Annotated in this window: 16 protein-coding genes; 3 read left to right on the top strand and 13 right to left on the bottom strand. The window is 61.7% G+C overall.

The genetic code is table 11. The features are described from left to right. Nucleotides 1–75: 75 nt before the first annotated feature. The 12 genes from QMY55_RS02220 to flgB all read right to left on the bottom strand — a co-directional run bounded on the left by QMY55_RS02220 (nt 76) and on the right by flgB (nt 12148). Entirely contained in the window at nt 76–1350 is a 1275-nt protein-coding gene (locus QMY55_RS02220) for an HDOD domain-containing protein (RefSeq protein WP_407650596.1), read from the bottom strand. 41 nt (nt 1351–1391) lie between these two features. After that, a complete protein-coding gene (gene flgL / locus QMY55_RS02215; RefSeq protein WP_283487087.1) occupies nt 1392–2591 on the bottom strand; it encodes a flagellar hook-associated protein FlgL in 1200 nt (399 codons plus the stop codon). A 29-nt stretch (nt 2592–2620) separates the two neighbouring features. Then, the gene (gene flgK / locus QMY55_RS02210) at nt 2621–4597 is read right to left on the bottom strand and encodes a flagellar hook-associated protein FlgK (protein WP_283487086.1); all 1977 of its coding nucleotides are present in this window, start codon (nt 4595–4597) and stop codon (nt 2621–2623) included. Next, nucleotides 4594–5598: a flagellar assembly peptidoglycan hydrolase FlgJ gene (gene flgJ, locus QMY55_RS02205; RefSeq protein ID WP_283487085.1), complete on the bottom strand. Its 1005-nt coding sequence runs from the start codon at nt 5596–5598 to the stop codon at nt 4594–4596. The genes flgK and flgJ overlap by 4 nt, the downstream gene beginning before the upstream one ends. Then, complete coding sequence (locus QMY55_RS02200; protein ID WP_283487084.1) at nt 5595–6743, bottom strand: flagellar basal body P-ring protein FlgI; 1149 nt, start codon at nt 6741–6743, stop codon at nt 5595–5597. The genes flgJ and QMY55_RS02200 overlap by 4 nt, the downstream gene beginning before the upstream one ends. Before the next feature lie 20 nt (nt 6744–6763). Further along, a complete protein-coding gene (locus tag QMY55_RS02195) occupies nt 6764–7474 on the bottom strand; it encodes a flagellar basal body L-ring protein FlgH (RefSeq protein ID WP_283487083.1) in 711 nt (236 codons plus the stop codon). 169 nt (nt 7475–7643) lie between these two features. After that, nucleotides 7644–8426: a flagellar basal-body rod protein FlgG gene (flgG, locus tag QMY55_RS02190; protein ID WP_283487082.1), complete on the bottom strand. Its 783-nt coding sequence runs from the start codon at nt 8424–8426 to the stop codon at nt 7644–7646. 18 nt (nt 8427–8444) lie between these two features. After that, the gene (locus tag QMY55_RS02185; protein WP_283487081.1) at nt 8445–9185 is read right to left on the bottom strand and encodes a flagellar basal body rod protein FlgF; all 741 of its coding nucleotides are present in this window, start codon (nt 9183–9185) and stop codon (nt 8445–8447) included. 146 nt (nt 9186–9331) lie between these two features. Further along, complete coding sequence (gene flgE, locus QMY55_RS02180) at nt 9332–10591, bottom strand: flagellar hook protein FlgE (protein WP_283487080.1); 1260 nt, start codon at nt 10589–10591, stop codon at nt 9332–9334. 37 nt (nt 10592–10628) lie between these two features. Beyond that, nucleotides 10629–11297 (bottom strand): flagellar hook assembly protein FlgD, encoded by a 669-nt coding sequence (locus QMY55_RS02175; protein WP_283487079.1) that lies wholly within the window; start codon nt 11295–11297, stop codon nt 10629–10631. Between the two features lie 16 nt (nt 11298–11313). Next, a complete protein-coding gene (flgC, locus tag QMY55_RS02170; protein WP_158385836.1) occupies nt 11314–11718 on the bottom strand; it encodes a flagellar basal body rod protein FlgC in 405 nt (134 codons plus the stop codon). 16 nt (nt 11719–11734) lie between these two features. Then, on the bottom strand, nt 11735–12148 hold the full coding sequence (gene flgB, locus QMY55_RS02165) for a flagellar basal body rod protein FlgB (protein WP_283487078.1): 414 nt from the start codon (nt 12146–12148) through the stop codon (nt 11735–11737). 321 nt (nt 12149–12469) lie between these two features. On the opposite strand from flgB, the gene flgA reads away from it, so the two are divergent. From flgA to QMY55_RS02150, 3 genes are all read left to right on the top strand, one after another. Next, the gene (flgA, locus tag QMY55_RS02160) at nt 12470–13228 is read left to right on the top strand and encodes a flagellar basal body P-ring formation chaperone FlgA (protein ID WP_283487077.1); all 759 of its coding nucleotides are present in this window, start codon (nt 12470–12472) and stop codon (nt 13226–13228) included. Nucleotides 13229–13399: 171 nt separating this feature from the next. Beyond that, nucleotides 13400–13714, top strand: a complete 315-nt coding sequence (flgM, locus tag QMY55_RS02155) for a flagellar biosynthesis anti-sigma factor FlgM (protein ID WP_283487076.1) — start codon at nt 13400–13402, stop codon at nt 13712–13714. 39 nt (nt 13715–13753) lie between these two features. Further along, nucleotides 13754–14116 carry a hypothetical protein gene (locus QMY55_RS02150; RefSeq protein WP_283487075.1) on the top strand — a complete coding sequence of 121 codons (363 nt, stop codon included), beginning with the start codon at nt 13754–13756 and terminating at the stop codon, nt 14114–14116. A gap of 48 nt (nt 14117–14164) precedes the next feature. Here the strand turns inward: QMY55_RS02150 and QMY55_RS02145 are convergent, their stop codons facing one another. Next, the gene (locus QMY55_RS02145; RefSeq protein ID WP_283487073.1) at nt 14165–15631 is read right to left on the bottom strand and encodes a glycosyltransferase family 39 protein; all 1467 of its coding nucleotides are present in this window, start codon (nt 15629–15631) and stop codon (nt 14165–14167) included. Between the last annotated feature and the right edge of the window lie 114 nt (nt 15632–15745).

The following is a 15745-nucleotide window of genomic DNA, read 5'->3' as shown; positions in this document are numbered from 1 at the left end:
TTCAAAACAGCAAATTTGATAGCTTTCAGCGCTGGATGAACAAGGGCTCAAGCCCTTTTTCATGCCAATTCAGGTTCAAGCGCTTTGCGTCTGGGGCATGCCAAGCTTGAGTTCGCTGAGCATGCGCAGCAGCAGGCGGTTGAGCTCTTCGGCATCCCACTCTTCCTGCTCACGCAGCTGGCGAATCGGCGCGGCATCGCTGCTCTCCAGCGCCTGGCTCATCTGCAACACGGCGGCATAAGGGCCGGTTCGCGTGACGATGGCATTGAAGATGCGCTCATTGAGCGGTGTGCGGCGCAGAATATTCGCCACAGGCTCGTGCAGCAGCAGATCCAGCTGGGAAAACAGGCTGCAGAGATACATCTCACGCTGCAGCTCCAGACTGACGCCCGCCTCGATCAGCCGCTCGGCCAGACGTGCCCTGAGCACGACCTGGGTACGCAGCGGTACCAGATCCGGCTCGGAGCAGGCGTGAGGCAGCTGGTCGGCCAGCCAGCGCTCCAGTGTGCCAAGACCCAGCATGACCAGCCCCCGGCGCAGCGAATCCACGCCACGACGCAGGCCCAGAGCCGCCGAGTTGGTGTAGAGCAGGAAGCGGTAGGCCAGCACCGGGTCGGAGCTCAGAATCTCCTCCATCACATCGAGCGACTGCTCTTTGTCGATGGCCTTCATCAATCTGAAAAGCACGTCGCGCGACGGCTGGGGCTGCTGCAGCTTGAAGGCCTGAATCGTATCCACCACGGGCCAGCCTGCCACGCCAGCGGCATCATGCGTATCCAGGCAGGCCCGCGCCAGCTCCAGGCTTTGCAAGCCCTGGTACATCTGGCCACCCAGAAGGCTCAGCGATTGATCGGTAAAAAAGCCGGCGTCCTCCGCCTTGGCGGCTGCTTCCAGCTTGCCGGTTGCGCTTCTCACTACATTGGCGATGCCGTTCGCCCCCTCCGGGGGAAGGCTGAGCAAGCTACTGGCAAAGCAGCGTGCCGCATCCGCATCAGGCACCTCGGCCAGGGAACCACCCCAGACCAGCATCAGGCCACGCGCCTTGGCCTTCTGGACCAGCTCGTAGATGCCCTCGTCCTGCTGCAGCCAGTCGCCCTGCACCTCGATCCATGGACTACCCTGGGGCGCATGTTCGAGCAGATTGCACAGCACCTGCCGGGACTGGGCAGAAATCAGCAGCGGTGGGGCCTGCTGGCTCCAGATTTCATTCAGGCTGCGCAGGAAGTGCCCCATATCTGCGTTGCAGCCCGGGTCCTCGTGCACAAACAGTTGAATACCGGTCAAGCGCCGTTGACGGTCCCACAACGGACGATAACCAAGAGTCAGGGAACAGAGAACGGATTGGGCCATAGCAAGGCGGACGCGGCTTTTGCGAGGGCCGAATCACGGAGTCAGTTAATGAAGTTGAACAGAGACAGCTTCTGGATAGAAGCATAGGACTGTAGCGCAGCCTGCAACCCCAGCTGGCGCATCTGCTGCTCGGATTGCCCCGCAATCAAATCAATATCTTCGGCGCTGGAACGCTCGCCTTCCAGCCTATCCTTGCGCAGAGCCAGCCCTTCTTCCACCCGATCGGCGCGGTTGAGCAAATCGCCAGTCAGACTCTGTGCCGAGCTCAAGCGATTCAGGCCCGCATCAATCTCCGCCACACCGCGCGTGACGGCATGCGTGAGCGCACCTGTATCGGTACTGCCATTAGCTTTGGCGCCGCTGCGCACAGCGGCAATGGCCTGGTCGAGGATATTGAACAACGTGGTGCGTTCGCTGGGCTTGACCGTGAACTTGTCGCCCACAGCCGGCTCGCCGGTCACGGTCAGCTTCATACCTGCAACGTTGATGGCGTCACCGGATTTGTAGGACGTGAAGGTGGCGCCTCCATCCAGGCTATATTGCAGATTGCCCGAGGCGTCCTTGGAGAAAGCGATGTCCACGGGCGCCGTCAGCGCCGTAGCCGCAGCCGGATCGGTGATCACCCCTACGTCAGCCCAAGCCTTGCCGGTATTGCCCGCGCCAATGGAGACCGCCAGCACGCCATTGCCCGTGGGTACATTCATCCAGGCTGCAGCGCCGTCAATGGTATTGGCGATGCTGTTGTCACTGCTGGCAGTCTGGCCAGGCTGCCCCGCGAAGTTGTAGCCCTGTATGGGTTGCTCAGAGCTGTCCAGCCCCCGAAACAGCGGCAGTCCGTTGGAATCCTTGCGGTTGGCGTAGGTAAGCAGTTGGTCGCGCAGGCTGGTCATCTGCGTTACCAGCGCATCGCGAGAGCTTTGCTCATAGGCGCCATTACCCGCGCCCAACAACAGACCACGGAACTCCTGTAATGCATCCATCGAGGCCTTGAGCGTGGAGCCTGCGTATTCGATGACTCCGCGCTGTGCGTCCAGCGCGCGCTGGTCAGCGTCGGTCCGAGCCATGCGTGTGATCGCGCGCTCAGCCTGCGCGGCGGCCACCGGATCGTCGCTGGGGCGCAGCACGCGCTTGCCAGCAGCGTTCTTTTCCGCGATGTTGGCCAGGTCGCTCTGGCGCCCATTGATGTTGCGCAGCGTGCTGTCGTACATATTCGCCGTGCCCAGACGGGTGATAGTGCTCATATCTGAATCTCCTTCAATCAGCCACGCGCTCAGCGACCCACGGTTTGCAGAACGCTGTCGAAAATGCCTTGCGCAATCTGCAACATCTTGGCCGAGGCCTGATAGGCCTGCTGGTATTGCAGCAGCTTGGCGGCTTCCTCGTCCAGGTTGACGCCCGACACCGAGGTACGATCCGTCTCCAGGTTGGCAGCGATGGTCTGTGACAGTTTGGCGGCATAAGTCGCGCTCTGAGTGCGGGTTCCGACCTGAGCCATGAGACTGGAGAAGCCATCACTCAGCGTGGTGTTGCCGTCGAACAGCTCTTTGTCGCGCAGATCCATGAAGGCCGCAGCGTTGCCTGCGTTGCGACGATAGTTGTCGCCATACTGGGGATCCAGCGCATTGCCGACCTTTAGCGAATCGCCTGCGTGCGGTGTGCCGCTGAGCGTGATGCTCCAGCCGTCAATCTCGATAGGCTGCCCTGACACATAGGTCTTGCCACTGCCATCGCTGCCCACCGATCCGGCCACCGTGTAGGTAATGGCACCGGTGACGGAATCGACCTGGAAGCTCACATCAACCCCTCCCGGTATGGGTGGCAGCGCGGTATTGGGTGACAGCACCTTGAGCGACTCCAGCTGCAGATTTCCCTGGTTGCTCTGGTTCATGCCTGCAGTGATGGGATTGGCCACCGCCAGATCGCCGGGAGTCGACACCAGAGCCTTGAAATCCTTGACCACACCCGCATAGGGCTGGAACAGCACGGACTCGCTCCTGGCGCCAGGGCCGGAGATGTTGAAGCGCAAACCATCCACTGTGGTGTTCGCCAGATCACCCACACTGTTGAAGCTCCAGGCTTTGTTATCTGACAGACGCACCAGAGATAGCGCACCACCATCTTTGAAGACCACTTTGTAGTCCGAAGGCATATAACCTGCCGTGTCATAGGGCGGCTTGGGCACATCGGTAGAGCTGATATCCACAAAATCAGCTCGCGCCGTCACGCCGCTGATATTGGTATAGCCTTTCACCGAATCAGGCACATTGAACAGCGCCGTGCCACGCGCGCCCGACAGCGTCAGACCGCTCTGGTTTTGCTGGTTCATGGCTGTGCCCAGCGCCGTAGCCAGACGCCCCAGCAGGTTGCGCCCCTCGGCCAGGTCTTCGGACTGAAACTGCAGCAGTCCTGAAATCTCGCCCCCGCCAAGCATGGAAGGCGTCAGCTCCAGGGACTGGCTACCACTTTGTTCGAAATACAACGCCTGGCGACCACTGCCCGGGTATTCCGTGGCTTCACGCAGGCTCATCCTGGCAGAGCTGGTACCCATCACCAACGGCTGGCTGTTGGCCACGAACAGAGTGAGCGAACCGTCATCGGCCTGAATCTGACTGGTCTGCACGAACTTGTTGATATCGCGCACCAGTTGGTCGCGCTGATCCAGCAAATCATTGGGCGTATTGCCCGTGGCCATGGCCCGGCTGATCTGACCATTGAGCGTCGCCACCTGTGCAGCCAGGCTGTTGACCTGGGTTACATCATTGGCCATCTGCTGGCGACTGGTGTAGTCCAGCTCTTCAAGCCGGCCGGACGCCGAGCGAAAGCGCGCCGCCATTTCATTCATGCGCGTGAGCACCACGTTGCGCGCAGTCGGGTCGGTCGGCGCTCCTACGATGTCGGCAAAAGCATTCGTCATGTCACTGATGGCCCCGCCAATACCATTTTTGCCACCCGTGAAGATTTCCTGCATGCGCGACAGGGACTCTGCGCGCGCTGTGTCCCCTGCGCTTACGGCCCCAGCCATAGCCGCCTGGCGTGACAACAGATCGTTGTAATTGCGCACGATGGTGGCCACATCCACGCCATTGCCGATGTATCCCACGCCAATGTCCTGCCCTGACGAGGTCTTCAGGACCACGCTCTGGCGCGAGTAGCCAGCCGTATTGACATTGGCAATATTGTTGCCCGTGGTCTGTAGGGCAACCTGGTTGGCCATCAGGGCACGAGCGCCCACATTCAGAAGACTCATGACTGGTTCTCGGTGATCTGGTTGATCTGTGCGGTACGGGCGCCGACCGCCGGGCTACGGGCCACGGCCTGGCTGACCTGCGTCACGCTTTGAATGGCTCGGCTGAGCTTGGCGGCATAGGCCGGATCGGTGGCATAGCCGGCCTTTTGCAGCTCGCTGGCGTAGGCATGGGCCGAGCCCGTCTGGGCCATGGCTTTTTCGTAACGCGGATTGCTGCCGATCAGGCGCGCATAGTCGCGGAAGGACTCCTCATACGAGTCGTAGGCGCGGAACTTGGCCGTGATCTTTTTAGGAGCGCCGTTGATGTACTCGGTGGTCGTGACTTCGGCGACCTTGCCCTTCCAGCCACCGCCGGCCTTGATACCGAACAGGTTGAAGGAATTGCTGCCATCCTTGTTGCGGATCTCGCTCTTGCCCCAGCCGGTTTCATGGCCGGCCTGACCGATCATGTAGTGGGCAGGAATGCCGCTTTCCGCCGCCACGCGCTGCGCCGCGCTGGTGTGCGCCGTGACAAAGTTGTCGCGCCCCTTGGGCGCCGGTGCATAGGCATTGATGGACTGCGCAGCCTGGCTGCGATTGCCGCTCCAGGCCCCGCTGCTGCCCACATTGCGCCAGGCATTGCGGCTCAGGCTCAGCGTCGAAGGCACGGCAATTTCCGCGTCTTCGGCGGCGTCGACTCCCATGCTGCGTGCCAGCTGCTTGCTGATGGCGTCCGTCAGGCCGCCGGGCTGGCCAGCCATGGCCACGGAAAGCTGTTGATCCAGCAAATCGGTGCTGAGATTGCCTTGGGCGCTGTCGAGCAGGCCGGACTTCATGGTCGCCTCGCGCATGCTCTTGATCATCTCGCGCATGAACAGCGACTCGAGCTGCTTGGCGGTCTCGCGCGCGGCCTGGGGGCTGTTCTCGCCGGCCGCCGTCTTGAGCGCATTGAGCGAGCGTGCATCGACGGCCAGCGCATTGCTGGCCGCCAGCGATGAAGAATGGGGCAGCGACGTGCTCATATCACCTCCAGTTCGGCATCCATGGCGCCTGCTGCCTTGATGGCTTGCAGGATGGCCAGCAGGTCCTGGGGCGTGGCGCCCAGTGAATTCAGCGCCCGCACCACATCGGTGAGCTGGGGCGAATTGGGCATATTGATGACCTTGCCGGGCTCCTGCTTGACCTGGATATCGGACTTCTGCGCCACCACGGTCTGCCCCTGCGAAAACGGTGCAGGCTGGCTGATGACCGGCGTGGTACTGATGGTGATGGACAGATTGCCGTGCGCAATCGCGCAGGGGCCCAGGGTCACGGCCTGATTGAGCACGATGGAGCCGGTGCGGGCATTGATGACCACCTTGGCCGCCGGCTTGGAGGTCTCGATGGGCATCTCCTGAATCTCGGCGATCATGCGCACGCGCGAGCCCGGATCGATGGGGGCATTGACCTGCACCGTGCGCCCGTCCAAGGCCATGGCCGTGCCCGCGCCCATGCGCTGGTTGATGGCGCGCACCATCTTGTCGGCGGTCTGGAAGTCGGTCTGATTCAGACCCAGCGTGATCGTGTTGCCCTGGTTGACGGGGGTGGGCACTGCACGCTCCACCTGCGCGCCCTGCGGCACGCGGCCTGCGTTCAGGTGATTGACCTGCACCTTGGAGCCGCCCGCCGCGGCCCCGGCACCACCGACCACCACATTGCCCTGGGCCAGCGCGTAGATTTCGCCGTCTGCGCCGCGCAGCGGGGTCGCCACCAGCGTGCCACCCTTGAGCGACTTGGCATTGCCCATGGAGGAGACATTGATGTCGATGGCCTGGCCGGGCTGGGCAAAGGCAGGAAGATCGGCCGTGATGATCACCGCCGCCACATTCTTGAGCTGCAACTGCGCCGCATTGCCCGTGGCCGGCAGGGCGATGCCCATCTGCTCCAGGTAATTGGCCAGTGCCTGCTTGGTATAGGGCATCTGCGTGGTCTGGTCGCCCGTGCCGTCAAGGCCGACCACTAGACCATAGCCGGTCAACTGGTTGCTGCGCACACCCTGAATGGCAGCAACCTCCTTGATGCGTGTGGCATGCGCAGGCAGGGTGAGCCCGCTGGCGCCCAGGGCTGCAAGCACCAGCAAGGAGGTGCGCGCCGGGTGCAGTGACAGGAGCGTGGACAGTACTTTCATACCGTCCATTCTCTAGAGAATCAGAACGGCATAACGTTCAAAAAGAAGCGTGACAACCAGCCAATTGACTGGGCTTCACCAGCCTGTCCACGGCTGCGCGACTCGACGCGCAGATTGGCCACCTGGGTCGACGCCACGGTGCTGCCCGGACGCAGCGAACGCGGGTCCACCGTGCCCGTGAAACGCAGCACATCGACGTTATGGTTGACGCCGATCTGCTTCTCACCCGCAATCACCAGATGGCCATTGGGCAGCACATCGACCACGGTGGTGGCAATGGAGCCGGTGAAGAAGTTATTGCTGGTGGTCGCACCCGAGCCCTTGAAATCGTTCTTGCTGCCCACACCCATGGAAAGCGCCTCTGCCAGCGTCGCCTCCGCCCCGCCCCTGAACAGCGGCAAGCCCTTGATGCTGGTGCTCATGTCGTTGTTGCGCCCGACCTTGGAGTCCGTACTCTGCCCTGCAGACACCCGCTCCACGATCTGCACCGTGACGGCATCTCCCACGATGCGCGCTCGCTGATCCTCGAACATGGGACGATAGCGACTGGCATTGAACAGGCTGCCCGTAGGAGCCTGCGCCATCTGCTCGCGCGGCTGCAACACGGGCGCAGCAGTGGAAGGCATGTCCACCGGCGGCGGTGCATTGGGCGGCATTGCGCAACCGGACACCAACAGAGCGGCTGCAATGGCGCTTGCAGTTGGGCTATGAAAAACAGGGGCTTTGAACATGGCGGCAAGTCCTTGGCACTCAGGCTCTTGGCCTCTCATGCATTTGGCGTGCGCAACGCACGCTATCTAAAAAAGAGCTTTCAGCGCTTGCTCCATATTGGATTCAATAGCTTTTCTATGAAATCTCAATACTGGAAAGCGCAATAAGCTCCTTAATTCATAGTAAATATCAAAGCTGCGCCAGCTTGGCCAGCATCTGGTCGGAAGTCTGGATGGCCTTGGAATTCATCTCATAGGCACGCTGGGTCTGGATCATGGTCACCAGTTCCTGCACCACGTTCACATTCGATGCTTCCAGATAACCCTGCTGAATCGTGCCCAGGCCGTTGGTACCTGGTGTTCCCTGCTGGGGCTGGCCCGAGGAGGCGGTCTCGATGTAGAGGTTTTGCCCACGCGGCTCCAGTCCGGCCGGGTTGATGAACTGGCTCATCGCAATATTGCCGACCTGCTGCGGCGCAGCCTGGCCCGGCATGGTGGCGCTGACCACGCCATCCGCGCTGATGGAGACCTTGGTTGCCCCTTGAGGAATGGTGATGCCGTTGGCCACGGGCAGACCGCTGGAAGTCACCAGTTGGCCCTGGGCGTCAACCTCGAAAGAGCCGTCGCGTGTATAGGCAATCGTGCCGTCGGGCATGTTGACCTCGAAGAAGCCATTGCCGTTGATGGCCACATCCAGCGCGTTGCTGGACTGCTGCAGGCTGCCCTGCAGAAAGTTGCGGCTGGTGGCCACGGTGCGCACGCCCAGACCCAGATGCAGGCCAGTCGGCAGCTGATTTTGCTCGGTGGTCTGGGAACCGGACTGGCGCAGGTTCTGATAGATCAGATCCTCAAACACGGCGTTGGCACGCTTGTAGCCCGTCGTGGAGACGTTGGCCAGATTGTGCGAAATCACGTCCAGCTGGGTCTGCTGGGCTTCCATGCCGGTCTTGGCGATGAACAGCGAATTGATCATGGCGTATTCCTTCGGCTATCAGCCGTTCAAGCTCAGCAACTGGCTGGCCGATTTGTCATTGGTTTCAGCGGTCTGCATCAGCTTCATCTGCTGCTCGAACTGGCGCGACGCGGCGATCATGCCGACCATGGTTTCGACGGAGTTGACGTTCGAGCCTTCGATGGAGCCCGACAGCAGGCGTGCCGTCTCGTCGTTGGGCAACGCATCGCCCTGCGCTGCGCGGAAAAAACCGTCATCGCCGCGCACCAGAGGCTCGTCGACGGGCGGCGTCACCAGCTTGACGCGTCCCACGGCCACGGGCAGCTGATTGCCCATCTTGGCGGTCAGAGTGCCGTCCGAGCCCAGGGAAATCGTGGACTCGGGCGGGATGTCGATGGGCGCGCCGCCGTCGGAGAGCACGGCCTGGCCGTTGCTGTTGACCAGTTGCCCTTCGGGCGAAATTTCAAACACGCCATTGCGCGTATAGGCTTCCTGACCGTCCAGGCCTTGCACGGCAAACCAGGCACGGCCCATGGCCATGGCATCCAGAGCGCGGCCTGTGCGTTGCGCAGGGCCGGGGGTGTCCACATATCCGGAGGTCGCCTCCAGCGCAAACACACGCGTGCCGGCACCGGAGCCCTGCAGCGGCACCGAGCGGAACGTGGACATCTCGGCACGGAAACCATTGGTGCCCGCATTGGCCAGGTTGTGGGCCAGCACGGCCTGACGCTGGGCCGCCGCATTGGCCCCAGTCATCGACGTATAAATAATGCGGTCCATGCTGAATCTCCTTCGCTCGAATCAATCATCCTTGGCGCTGCGCCTTTGCCCATGTCGCCCGAGGCTGACGCGATTCAAGCCAGGGGCCGCCTCGCAGCGAGGCTTCATCCCCTTTTCAGGGGGAAGGCGCAAAGCGCCTCAGGGGGTTACCTCAAATTCACCAGAGTGGAGAACACTTGGTCCTGCGTCTTGATGGCCTGAGCATTGGACTGATAGGCACGCTGGGCAGTCATCATGTCCACGAGCTCGGCTGTCAGGTCCACATTGGATCCTTCGAGCGCTCCCGATTGCAGCGTGCCCAGCGTACCGGTCTGAGCAAGACCGGCCACAACCACACCCGAATCGGGGGTTGATACCCATTTGTTATCCCCCACCGAGGCCAGGCCCTGGGGGTTGGTGAAGCTGGCCAGGGATAACTGGCCTTCGGTGCGTTTGACACCATTTGAGTAGGTGGCAACGATGGAGCCATCCTTACTGATATTCAGGCCCGTCATGGTGCCGGCGGTATAACCGTCCTGCTTGATGTCATTGACGGAGAATTTGGTGCCGAACTGCGTGACCTTGGCGAAATCGACATTCAGGTTGATGGTCGCCGGATTGGGATTGTTGGGGTTGTTGCTTGCATTCAGGACGATGGCCAGCGGCGGCAAGGGCTGTGGCGTAGGGTTACCCGCGTCGTCAAATGTCAGCTTGCCCACAGGCGAGCCAGGGGCCTGCACGGTTTCGTCAAGCGTGGTGTAAATTTCCCACTCATTGGGGTTTGCCGTCTTTACGAAATACAGACTCAGCGGCGTTGCCACGCCCTGGCTGTCAAAGACTTCCAGCGATGTGCCGTAGGTGGCACGCGGCGTGGCTGCCACTGGTGGTGTTGCGGCAGGGTCCCCTGCCGCGTTATGGGCGCGCGCGTCCAGATTCATGGTCAGCGCAACCTGGGTAGTGCTCTTGGCGGGCATAGCCTGCCCCGAGGGGAAGGACATGGGCACGGGCTGTGTGCCAGTCAGCGCCTTGCCTGTGGTCAGATCCACAGGAAAGCCCAGTATCTGGTCGTTGCTGTTGGTCTTGAGATTGCCATCCTTGTCGAGCTTGAAGTTGCCGGCGCGCGTATAGGCTTCGGTACCGTCGGGCTGGCGCAGCATGAAGAAGCCGTTGCCGTTGATGGCCACGTCCAGATTGTTGCCGGTGGCCGTGATGTCGCCTTGCTTGAACTGCTGGGACACTGCAGCCACGTTGACACCGATGCCCACGGACTGGCCACTGGCCGAGCCTGCGGCGCTGGCCATGGCTTCGGCAAATTCGGCGCGCGAGGACTTGAAGCCCGTGGTGCCCGAGTTGGCGATGTTGTGGCCGATAACATCCAGATTGCGCGCGGCAGCGTTCAGGCCGGAAAGCGCTTGTTGAAAACTCATGGTGTGCTCCTGTGAAGCAGATCGATCGGAATGCTGATTAGTAAACAGCCTTGACTTCGGCGTAGGCGAGGCTGGAGCCGTTGTCCAACTCCAGGGTCAGGTTGCCGTTGTTGGCGCTTGTGGCGATCACTGCGTGCGGCGACAGCGTGGTTGCAGCCACTGCAGCGCCCGCGTTGGCAGCCGTCACGGTGTAGCGCAGCTGCGATGCGTCGCCACTGTATTTACCGGCCGGATTCCAGGTGAAGTAGTTGCGTCCTTCCTGGCCCGAGCCCAGGTCGATGGTGTCTACCAGTTCGCCACTGGCCGTGGTAATAGAGACCTTGACGCTGGCCGCCGAGCCCTCAAGGTCAAAGGCTGCCGTATGCGTTCCATCTGCGGCAACGCCCAATGTGTTGCCTTCAGTCAGCACTGTGCGGCCGATCATGGAGGTGCCCTGCAGCACCTGCATGGCCGTGAACTGGCCCGCCATGCTCTGCATGGTCTGGTTGAGCTGCTGAATCCCGGTCACGGTATTGATCTGCGCCATCTGCGAGGTCATCTGCGCGTTGTCCATGGGGTTCATGGGATCCTGGCTCTGCAACTGCGCAACCAGCAATTTCAGAAAACGATCCTGCGCCTCCTGAGGGTTGGTGACCTCGGACTTGCTTTTGCTGACGCTGGAAACATTGGTGCCGGTCGCGCCCGTGCTGTCGGTGCCATAAATCATGTCTGGCCTTTCGGGCTTACTGGCCCATTTGCAAAGTCTTGAGCAGCAGCGTCTTGGCCGTGTTCATGACTTCCACGTTGTTCTGGTAGGAGCGCGAGGCCGAGATCATGTTGACCATCTCGTCCACAGCACTCACATTGGAATGGGTGACATAGCCCTCGCCATCGGCCAACGGGTGGCTTGGATCGTGAATGCGGCGGCCGGGCGTGTTGTCTTCGCTGATGGCATTGACCTTGACGCCCGCACTGCCGTCGTTGCCCATGGGCACGGTCTGGAATACGACCTGACGTGCCTTGTAGACGCTGCCGTCAGGGCCGGCCACGGCATCGACGTTGGCCAGATTGGAGGCCACCACGTTCAGGCGCTGCGACTGGGCGCTGACTGCGCTGCCCGAGATATTGAAGATGGAAAACATGGACATGGTTTAGCTCCTGGGCTTACTGGCCTTGGATGGCGCTGAGCATGGTCTTGACCTGGCCGTTGATGAAACGCAGCGTGGCCTCGTAGCGCACGGCGTTATCCACAAAGTTGGCGCGCTCACGGTCCAGATCCACGGTGTTGCTGTCCAGGCTGGGCTGGGAGTTGACCGAGTAGCCGAGCTTGGCCTTGAGCGCCTCATCGGACATCTGCGCCTGCAAGGGAATATGGCCGGCCGCCGTGGTGCTGGCCTGAGTCAAGGGCTTGGGGCCGCTGGTCGCCGCCATCAGGGCTTCACGAAAATTGAAGTCGCGCGCCACATAGCCGGGGGTGTCGGCATTGGCGATATTGCTGGCAATGGCGCGCTGGCGCTCGGCGCGCAGCAGCAGCGCTTCGCTCTGGAAGTCCAGTCGTTCGGTCATTTTGTTCAGCATCGCGGCCTCGCTTTCAAGAATTCATTGCTGCCTGGTCATGCAGACTGCGGCATGCGAGGATTATGAAAATCGGCTCGCCAAACTAAAGCGCGAAGAAAGCGGTAATGCACTGGCACTTCCAACCATTGCCCCACCTCTGCTGCACCTATATTTGCAGCCATCGTCTGCAGTACTTGTCTCTGTGGACTGCAAAGCACGACTTACGCAATCAGGTTCAAGCAAGACATTTCCCTTATGGGAATGCTCCTTGTGCATCCGCATCGGCGGCCCTGCGCATCGGCGGCCCGGCTTGTTTGCGTAAGTCCTATAAAGGATTGATGCATGTCTGGCCGTTTTCCCCCATCCAACCCATGCCGCCCTCTGCGGGGCGTGGCTGCGGCGTGGGGATTGGTCGCCGTGCTGACGGGGGCTAGCGCTCAGGCCCAGGATGGCGCCGCACAGCTGAGCCAGATCGGCCAGCGCTTTGTGGATGCTGCCCTGCACCAGCCTGCAGCCGATGCCCCCCAGGCCAGCAACGGCTCGCCGCTGCGCATGGAAGTGCAGATGGGCCAGCTGGACTCACGCTTGCGCCTGGCCGCCTGTGCCCGTGTAGAGCCTTATCTTCCGGCAGGAAGCCGGCTTTGGGGACGTACCCGCCTGGGCCTGCGCTGCCTGGAAGGGGCCGTGCCCTGGAATGTGTTTCTGCCGATCACCGTGCGCGCCTACGGCCCTGCCTGGGTGGCCCAAGGCAATATTCCTGCCGGCAAGACGCTGAGCGCCGAGGATGCAGTCCCTGCGGAAGTGGACTGGGCCGAGGACAGCGCTGCCGTCTTCGCCAATGCCCAGGATTTCATAGGCATGGTGACGGCCCGCCCGCTGACATCGGGACAGGCGCTGCGCCAGAACATGGTGCGCCCGCCGGCATTGTTCACGGCGGGATCGCCCGTGCAGGTGATGGTCAATGGCGGTGGCTTCAGTGTTTCGGGTTCCGGCAAGGCTATGGCTGCGGCCGGAGAAGGACAGCAAGTGCGCGTTCGCATGGATAATGGCCGCCTTGTCACGGGCACGGTCAACGCCAGCGGCGTGGTTCAGGTTCAGTGAACATGCCGTTCCGACATCTCTTCTGCCCCCAAGCCTCTTTGGATGCTGGCACTAACCAGCGGTTACAGAAACACGGCTCACACCCCGAAAATATTCCTCAAGTTTTGCGCGCTCTTGTCGAAAGCAAGGCTACAGCGCCCTACGCCGATACAGGGCGATTGGAGAACCAGCATGAAGATAGGTAACAAGCCGGATCTGCCGCAGGCCACTGCCGCAGCCAAACAGGCTCCCAAATCCGCGACTGCGATTGCCACCGAAGAATCAACCAAGGGTTTACCCGAGAAAGCCGCCGGTGTGCCCGTCTCTTTCTCATCGTCAGCCCGTGCCCTGGACAATCAGGGCCGCGCCAGTTCCGACTTCGACACAGAGCGCGTCAAGGCCATGCGCGAAGCCATTGCCAACGGGACTTTCCGCGTGAACGCCGAAGCCGTGGCCGACAAGCTGCTGGCCAATACCGAAGAATTCCTGGTTCACGCTCGCGGCTGAAGCGCCCCCTGCCTGAGCCCTTGAACAGAGACTGACCCGATGACCTTGCAGGAAATGCTCGATTCGCTGGATGCGGTGGTTCAGACCGTCTCGACATCGCTGCAATCTTCGGACGCCTCCGCGCTGGAGCAATCCAGCACCCGGCTGCGCGACGCCATGGTGGCCGTCTCCCAGCTTGTCAAACGCTTTGCGCCTGAAGACTGGACGCCCGCCCTGCTCGATCGCGCCCAGCATCTGAATGCTGAAATCACGCTGATGCGCGACCAGCTGGCCCGCCTGAACGTACTCAACCAGCGCCGCGCCCAGGCCCTGGTGCCCTCGGCCGATGACAGCACCTATGAAAGCAGCTTGCGCGGCGCATCGCAGACAGGCCGCGCGCGGATCTATCACGCGGCCAGCTAAGCCCAGGCTCTTCAACAAAAAGGCGGACCTCAGGTCCGCCTTTTTGTTTCAGTGCTCACCCACACCGATCTTTACAGGCCGCCAGGCCCACACGCCGTATGCACGCATGGCGCCTTCGGGCAGCGGGTCAGGCGCCACAAATACTTCGATGATCCGGGCCGTGGGCAGCTCTTCCTCGTGAATCCAGGGGCTGTACTGCAGATTGCGCTCCACATAGACGCGCGGACGCTCAGGCAGCTCCATCGCAATACGCCCGGCCAGCGCCTGCGGGCCGATGATGATGTCCACAGGACCGCCCAGCGCCTGATGCGCCCCGGGAACCAGGCCCTCCACAATCTTGTCCACGGGGATATGGTTCTGATGGGTGCTCTTGTAGCCCGAAAGCCCCAAGGGCGACGCCAGCCAGAACTGCAGCAACAGCAGCGCCTGCAAGACCGCAAATGTCACCCAGGCGGCACGCAAACGCCCCGTTCCTCCCCAGCTCTGGGGCGAACGCACCAATTCCATGACAGCAGGCACGCAGAGGAACATAAAGGCCGTGCCCCATTGCAGATGCAGATAGGAACCTGTGAACAGGCACAGGGCCAGAATGGCCAGCAGCGGCACCCAGCCCCAGAGCAGCCAGAATTCGCGCAGCTGCCTGTCTTCAGAGGCAGGCGCTTGCCCAAGCTCTGCCTGAGCGGCACTCTTGCGCCCCCACCAGAGAGCCACTCCCAGCACGATCCAGGCAGGCATGCAGCGGTTGAAGATCCAGTCCACCGCAAACTTCCAGGACATGTTGATGCGGGCGGCCGTATCCAGATGCAGACCCAGGGAAGTGCGCTCGGCGTAATGCATGGGCATCCAGTCATGGGTGCTCAGCCAGTACAGATGGGGAGACAGCACCAGCAGGCCGATCACGGCAGCCAGTGCGGCTCCTTTGACATGCACCGGGTTCTTCCAGGCGCCTATGCGCAACCACCACAGGCCGATCACGCCCAGTGCCAGCACATACTGATATTTGCTGAGCATGCCCAGGCCCGAGACCAGGCCCAACAAGGCCCAGCCAGCCAGCGACGGTTTCTGCGTGACATGCCAGGTCAGCGCCACGGCCAGCGAGATCCACAACATCATCACGACGTTGTGGTTGTAGTAGTAAAGCCTGCCGCAATAGAAGGTGATGCTCAGCGCCGCCAGCAGACCCACGGTCGCATAGGCCCGGCCGCGCATATCGCAGAGCAGCTTCCAGAAAATCGCCAACGAGCCCAGTGTGAGCACGCCGCCCAGCACATAGGTCAGGCCTACGGACGGCCCAAAGACGGCCGCGGAGGCGGCCATGATCCAGGTCGGCATGGGCGGATGCTTGAAATAGCCGAGCTCCAGGGAGCGAATCCAGATCAGTTGCTCCACGTTGTCACCGGGTGCGGCCAGGGCCGTCAGCCAGTTAATGGCCAGCCAGATCACACCGTACACCGCCAGCAAGGCGGCAACGGTACGGCCGGTTAGAACAAGAGATTCGCGTGGGACAGCGGTCATCAGACGATCACAGGAAAGAAAAGAGCCGGGGCAGCATTGCCTAGGGGCGTGAGTATAGCGACGGCCTCCTTCGGGCACAGTGCAAACCTTGCCAGCCCAGCAAGCAGTCGCCGA

Origin of the sequence: Comamonas resistens, assembly GCF_030064165.1 — a bacterium.
GTDB classification, from domain to species: Bacteria; Pseudomonadota; Gammaproteobacteria; order Burkholderiales; family Burkholderiaceae_C; genus Comamonas; species Comamonas resistens.
The sequence above is the reverse complement of the archived record's forward strand: the minus strand, read 5'-3'. Positions and strand labels throughout refer to the sequence as shown.

Coding starts and splice junctions, on each gene's coding strand:
- QMY55_RS02150 (WP_283487075.1), top strand. CDS start 13,754: ATGACCTTGCAGGAAATGCTCGATTCGCTGGATGCGGTGGTTCAGACC.
- flgM (WP_283487076.1), top strand. CDS start 13,400: ATGAAGATAGGTAACAAGCCGGATCTGCCGCAGGCCACTGCCGCAGCC.
- QMY55_RS02145 (WP_283487073.1), bottom strand. CDS start 15,631: ATGACCGCTGTCCCACGCGAATCTCTTGTTCTAACCGGCCGTACCGTT.
- flgK (WP_283487086.1), bottom strand. CDS start 4,597: ATGAGTCTTCTGAATGTGGGCGCTCGTGCCCTGATGGCCAACCAGGTT.
- flgC (WP_158385836.1), bottom strand. CDS start 11,718: ATGTCCATGTTTTCCATCTTCAATATCTCGGGCAGCGCAGTCAGCGCC.
- flgL (WP_283487087.1), bottom strand. CDS start 2,591: ATGAGCACTATCACCCGTCTGGGCACGGCGAATATGTACGACAGCACG.
- QMY55_RS02185 (WP_283487081.1), bottom strand. CDS start 9,185: ATGGACCGCATTATTTATACGTCGATGACTGGGGCCAATGCGGCGGCC.
- QMY55_RS02200 (WP_283487084.1), bottom strand. CDS start 6,743: ATGAAAGTACTGTCCACGCTCCTGTCACTGCACCCGGCGCGCACCTCC.
- flgG (WP_283487082.1), bottom strand. CDS start 8,426: ATGATCAATTCGCTGTTCATCGCCAAGACCGGCATGGAAGCCCAGCAG.
- flgA (WP_283487077.1), top strand. CDS start 12,470: ATGTCTGGCCGTTTTCCCCCATCCAACCCATGCCGCCCTCTGCGGGGC.
- QMY55_RS02195 (WP_283487083.1), bottom strand. CDS start 7,474: ATGTTCAAAGCCCCTGTTTTTCATAGCCCAACTGCAAGCGCCATTGCA.
- QMY55_RS02220 (WP_407650596.1), bottom strand. CDS start 1,350: ATGGCCCAATCCGTTCTCTGTTCCCTGACTCTTGGTTATCGTCCGTTG.
- flgB (WP_283487078.1), bottom strand. CDS start 12,148: ATGCTGAACAAAATGACCGAACGACTGGACTTCCAGAGCGAAGCGCTG.
- flgE (WP_283487080.1), bottom strand. CDS start 10,591: ATGAGTTTTCAACAAGCGCTTTCCGGCCTGAACGCTGCCGCGCGCAAT.
- flgJ (WP_283487085.1), bottom strand. CDS start 5,598: ATGAGCACGTCGCTGCCCCATTCTTCATCGCTGGCGGCCAGCAATGCG.
- QMY55_RS02175 (WP_283487079.1), bottom strand. CDS start 11,297: ATGATTTATGGCACCGACAGCACGGGCGCGACCGGCACCAATGTTTCC.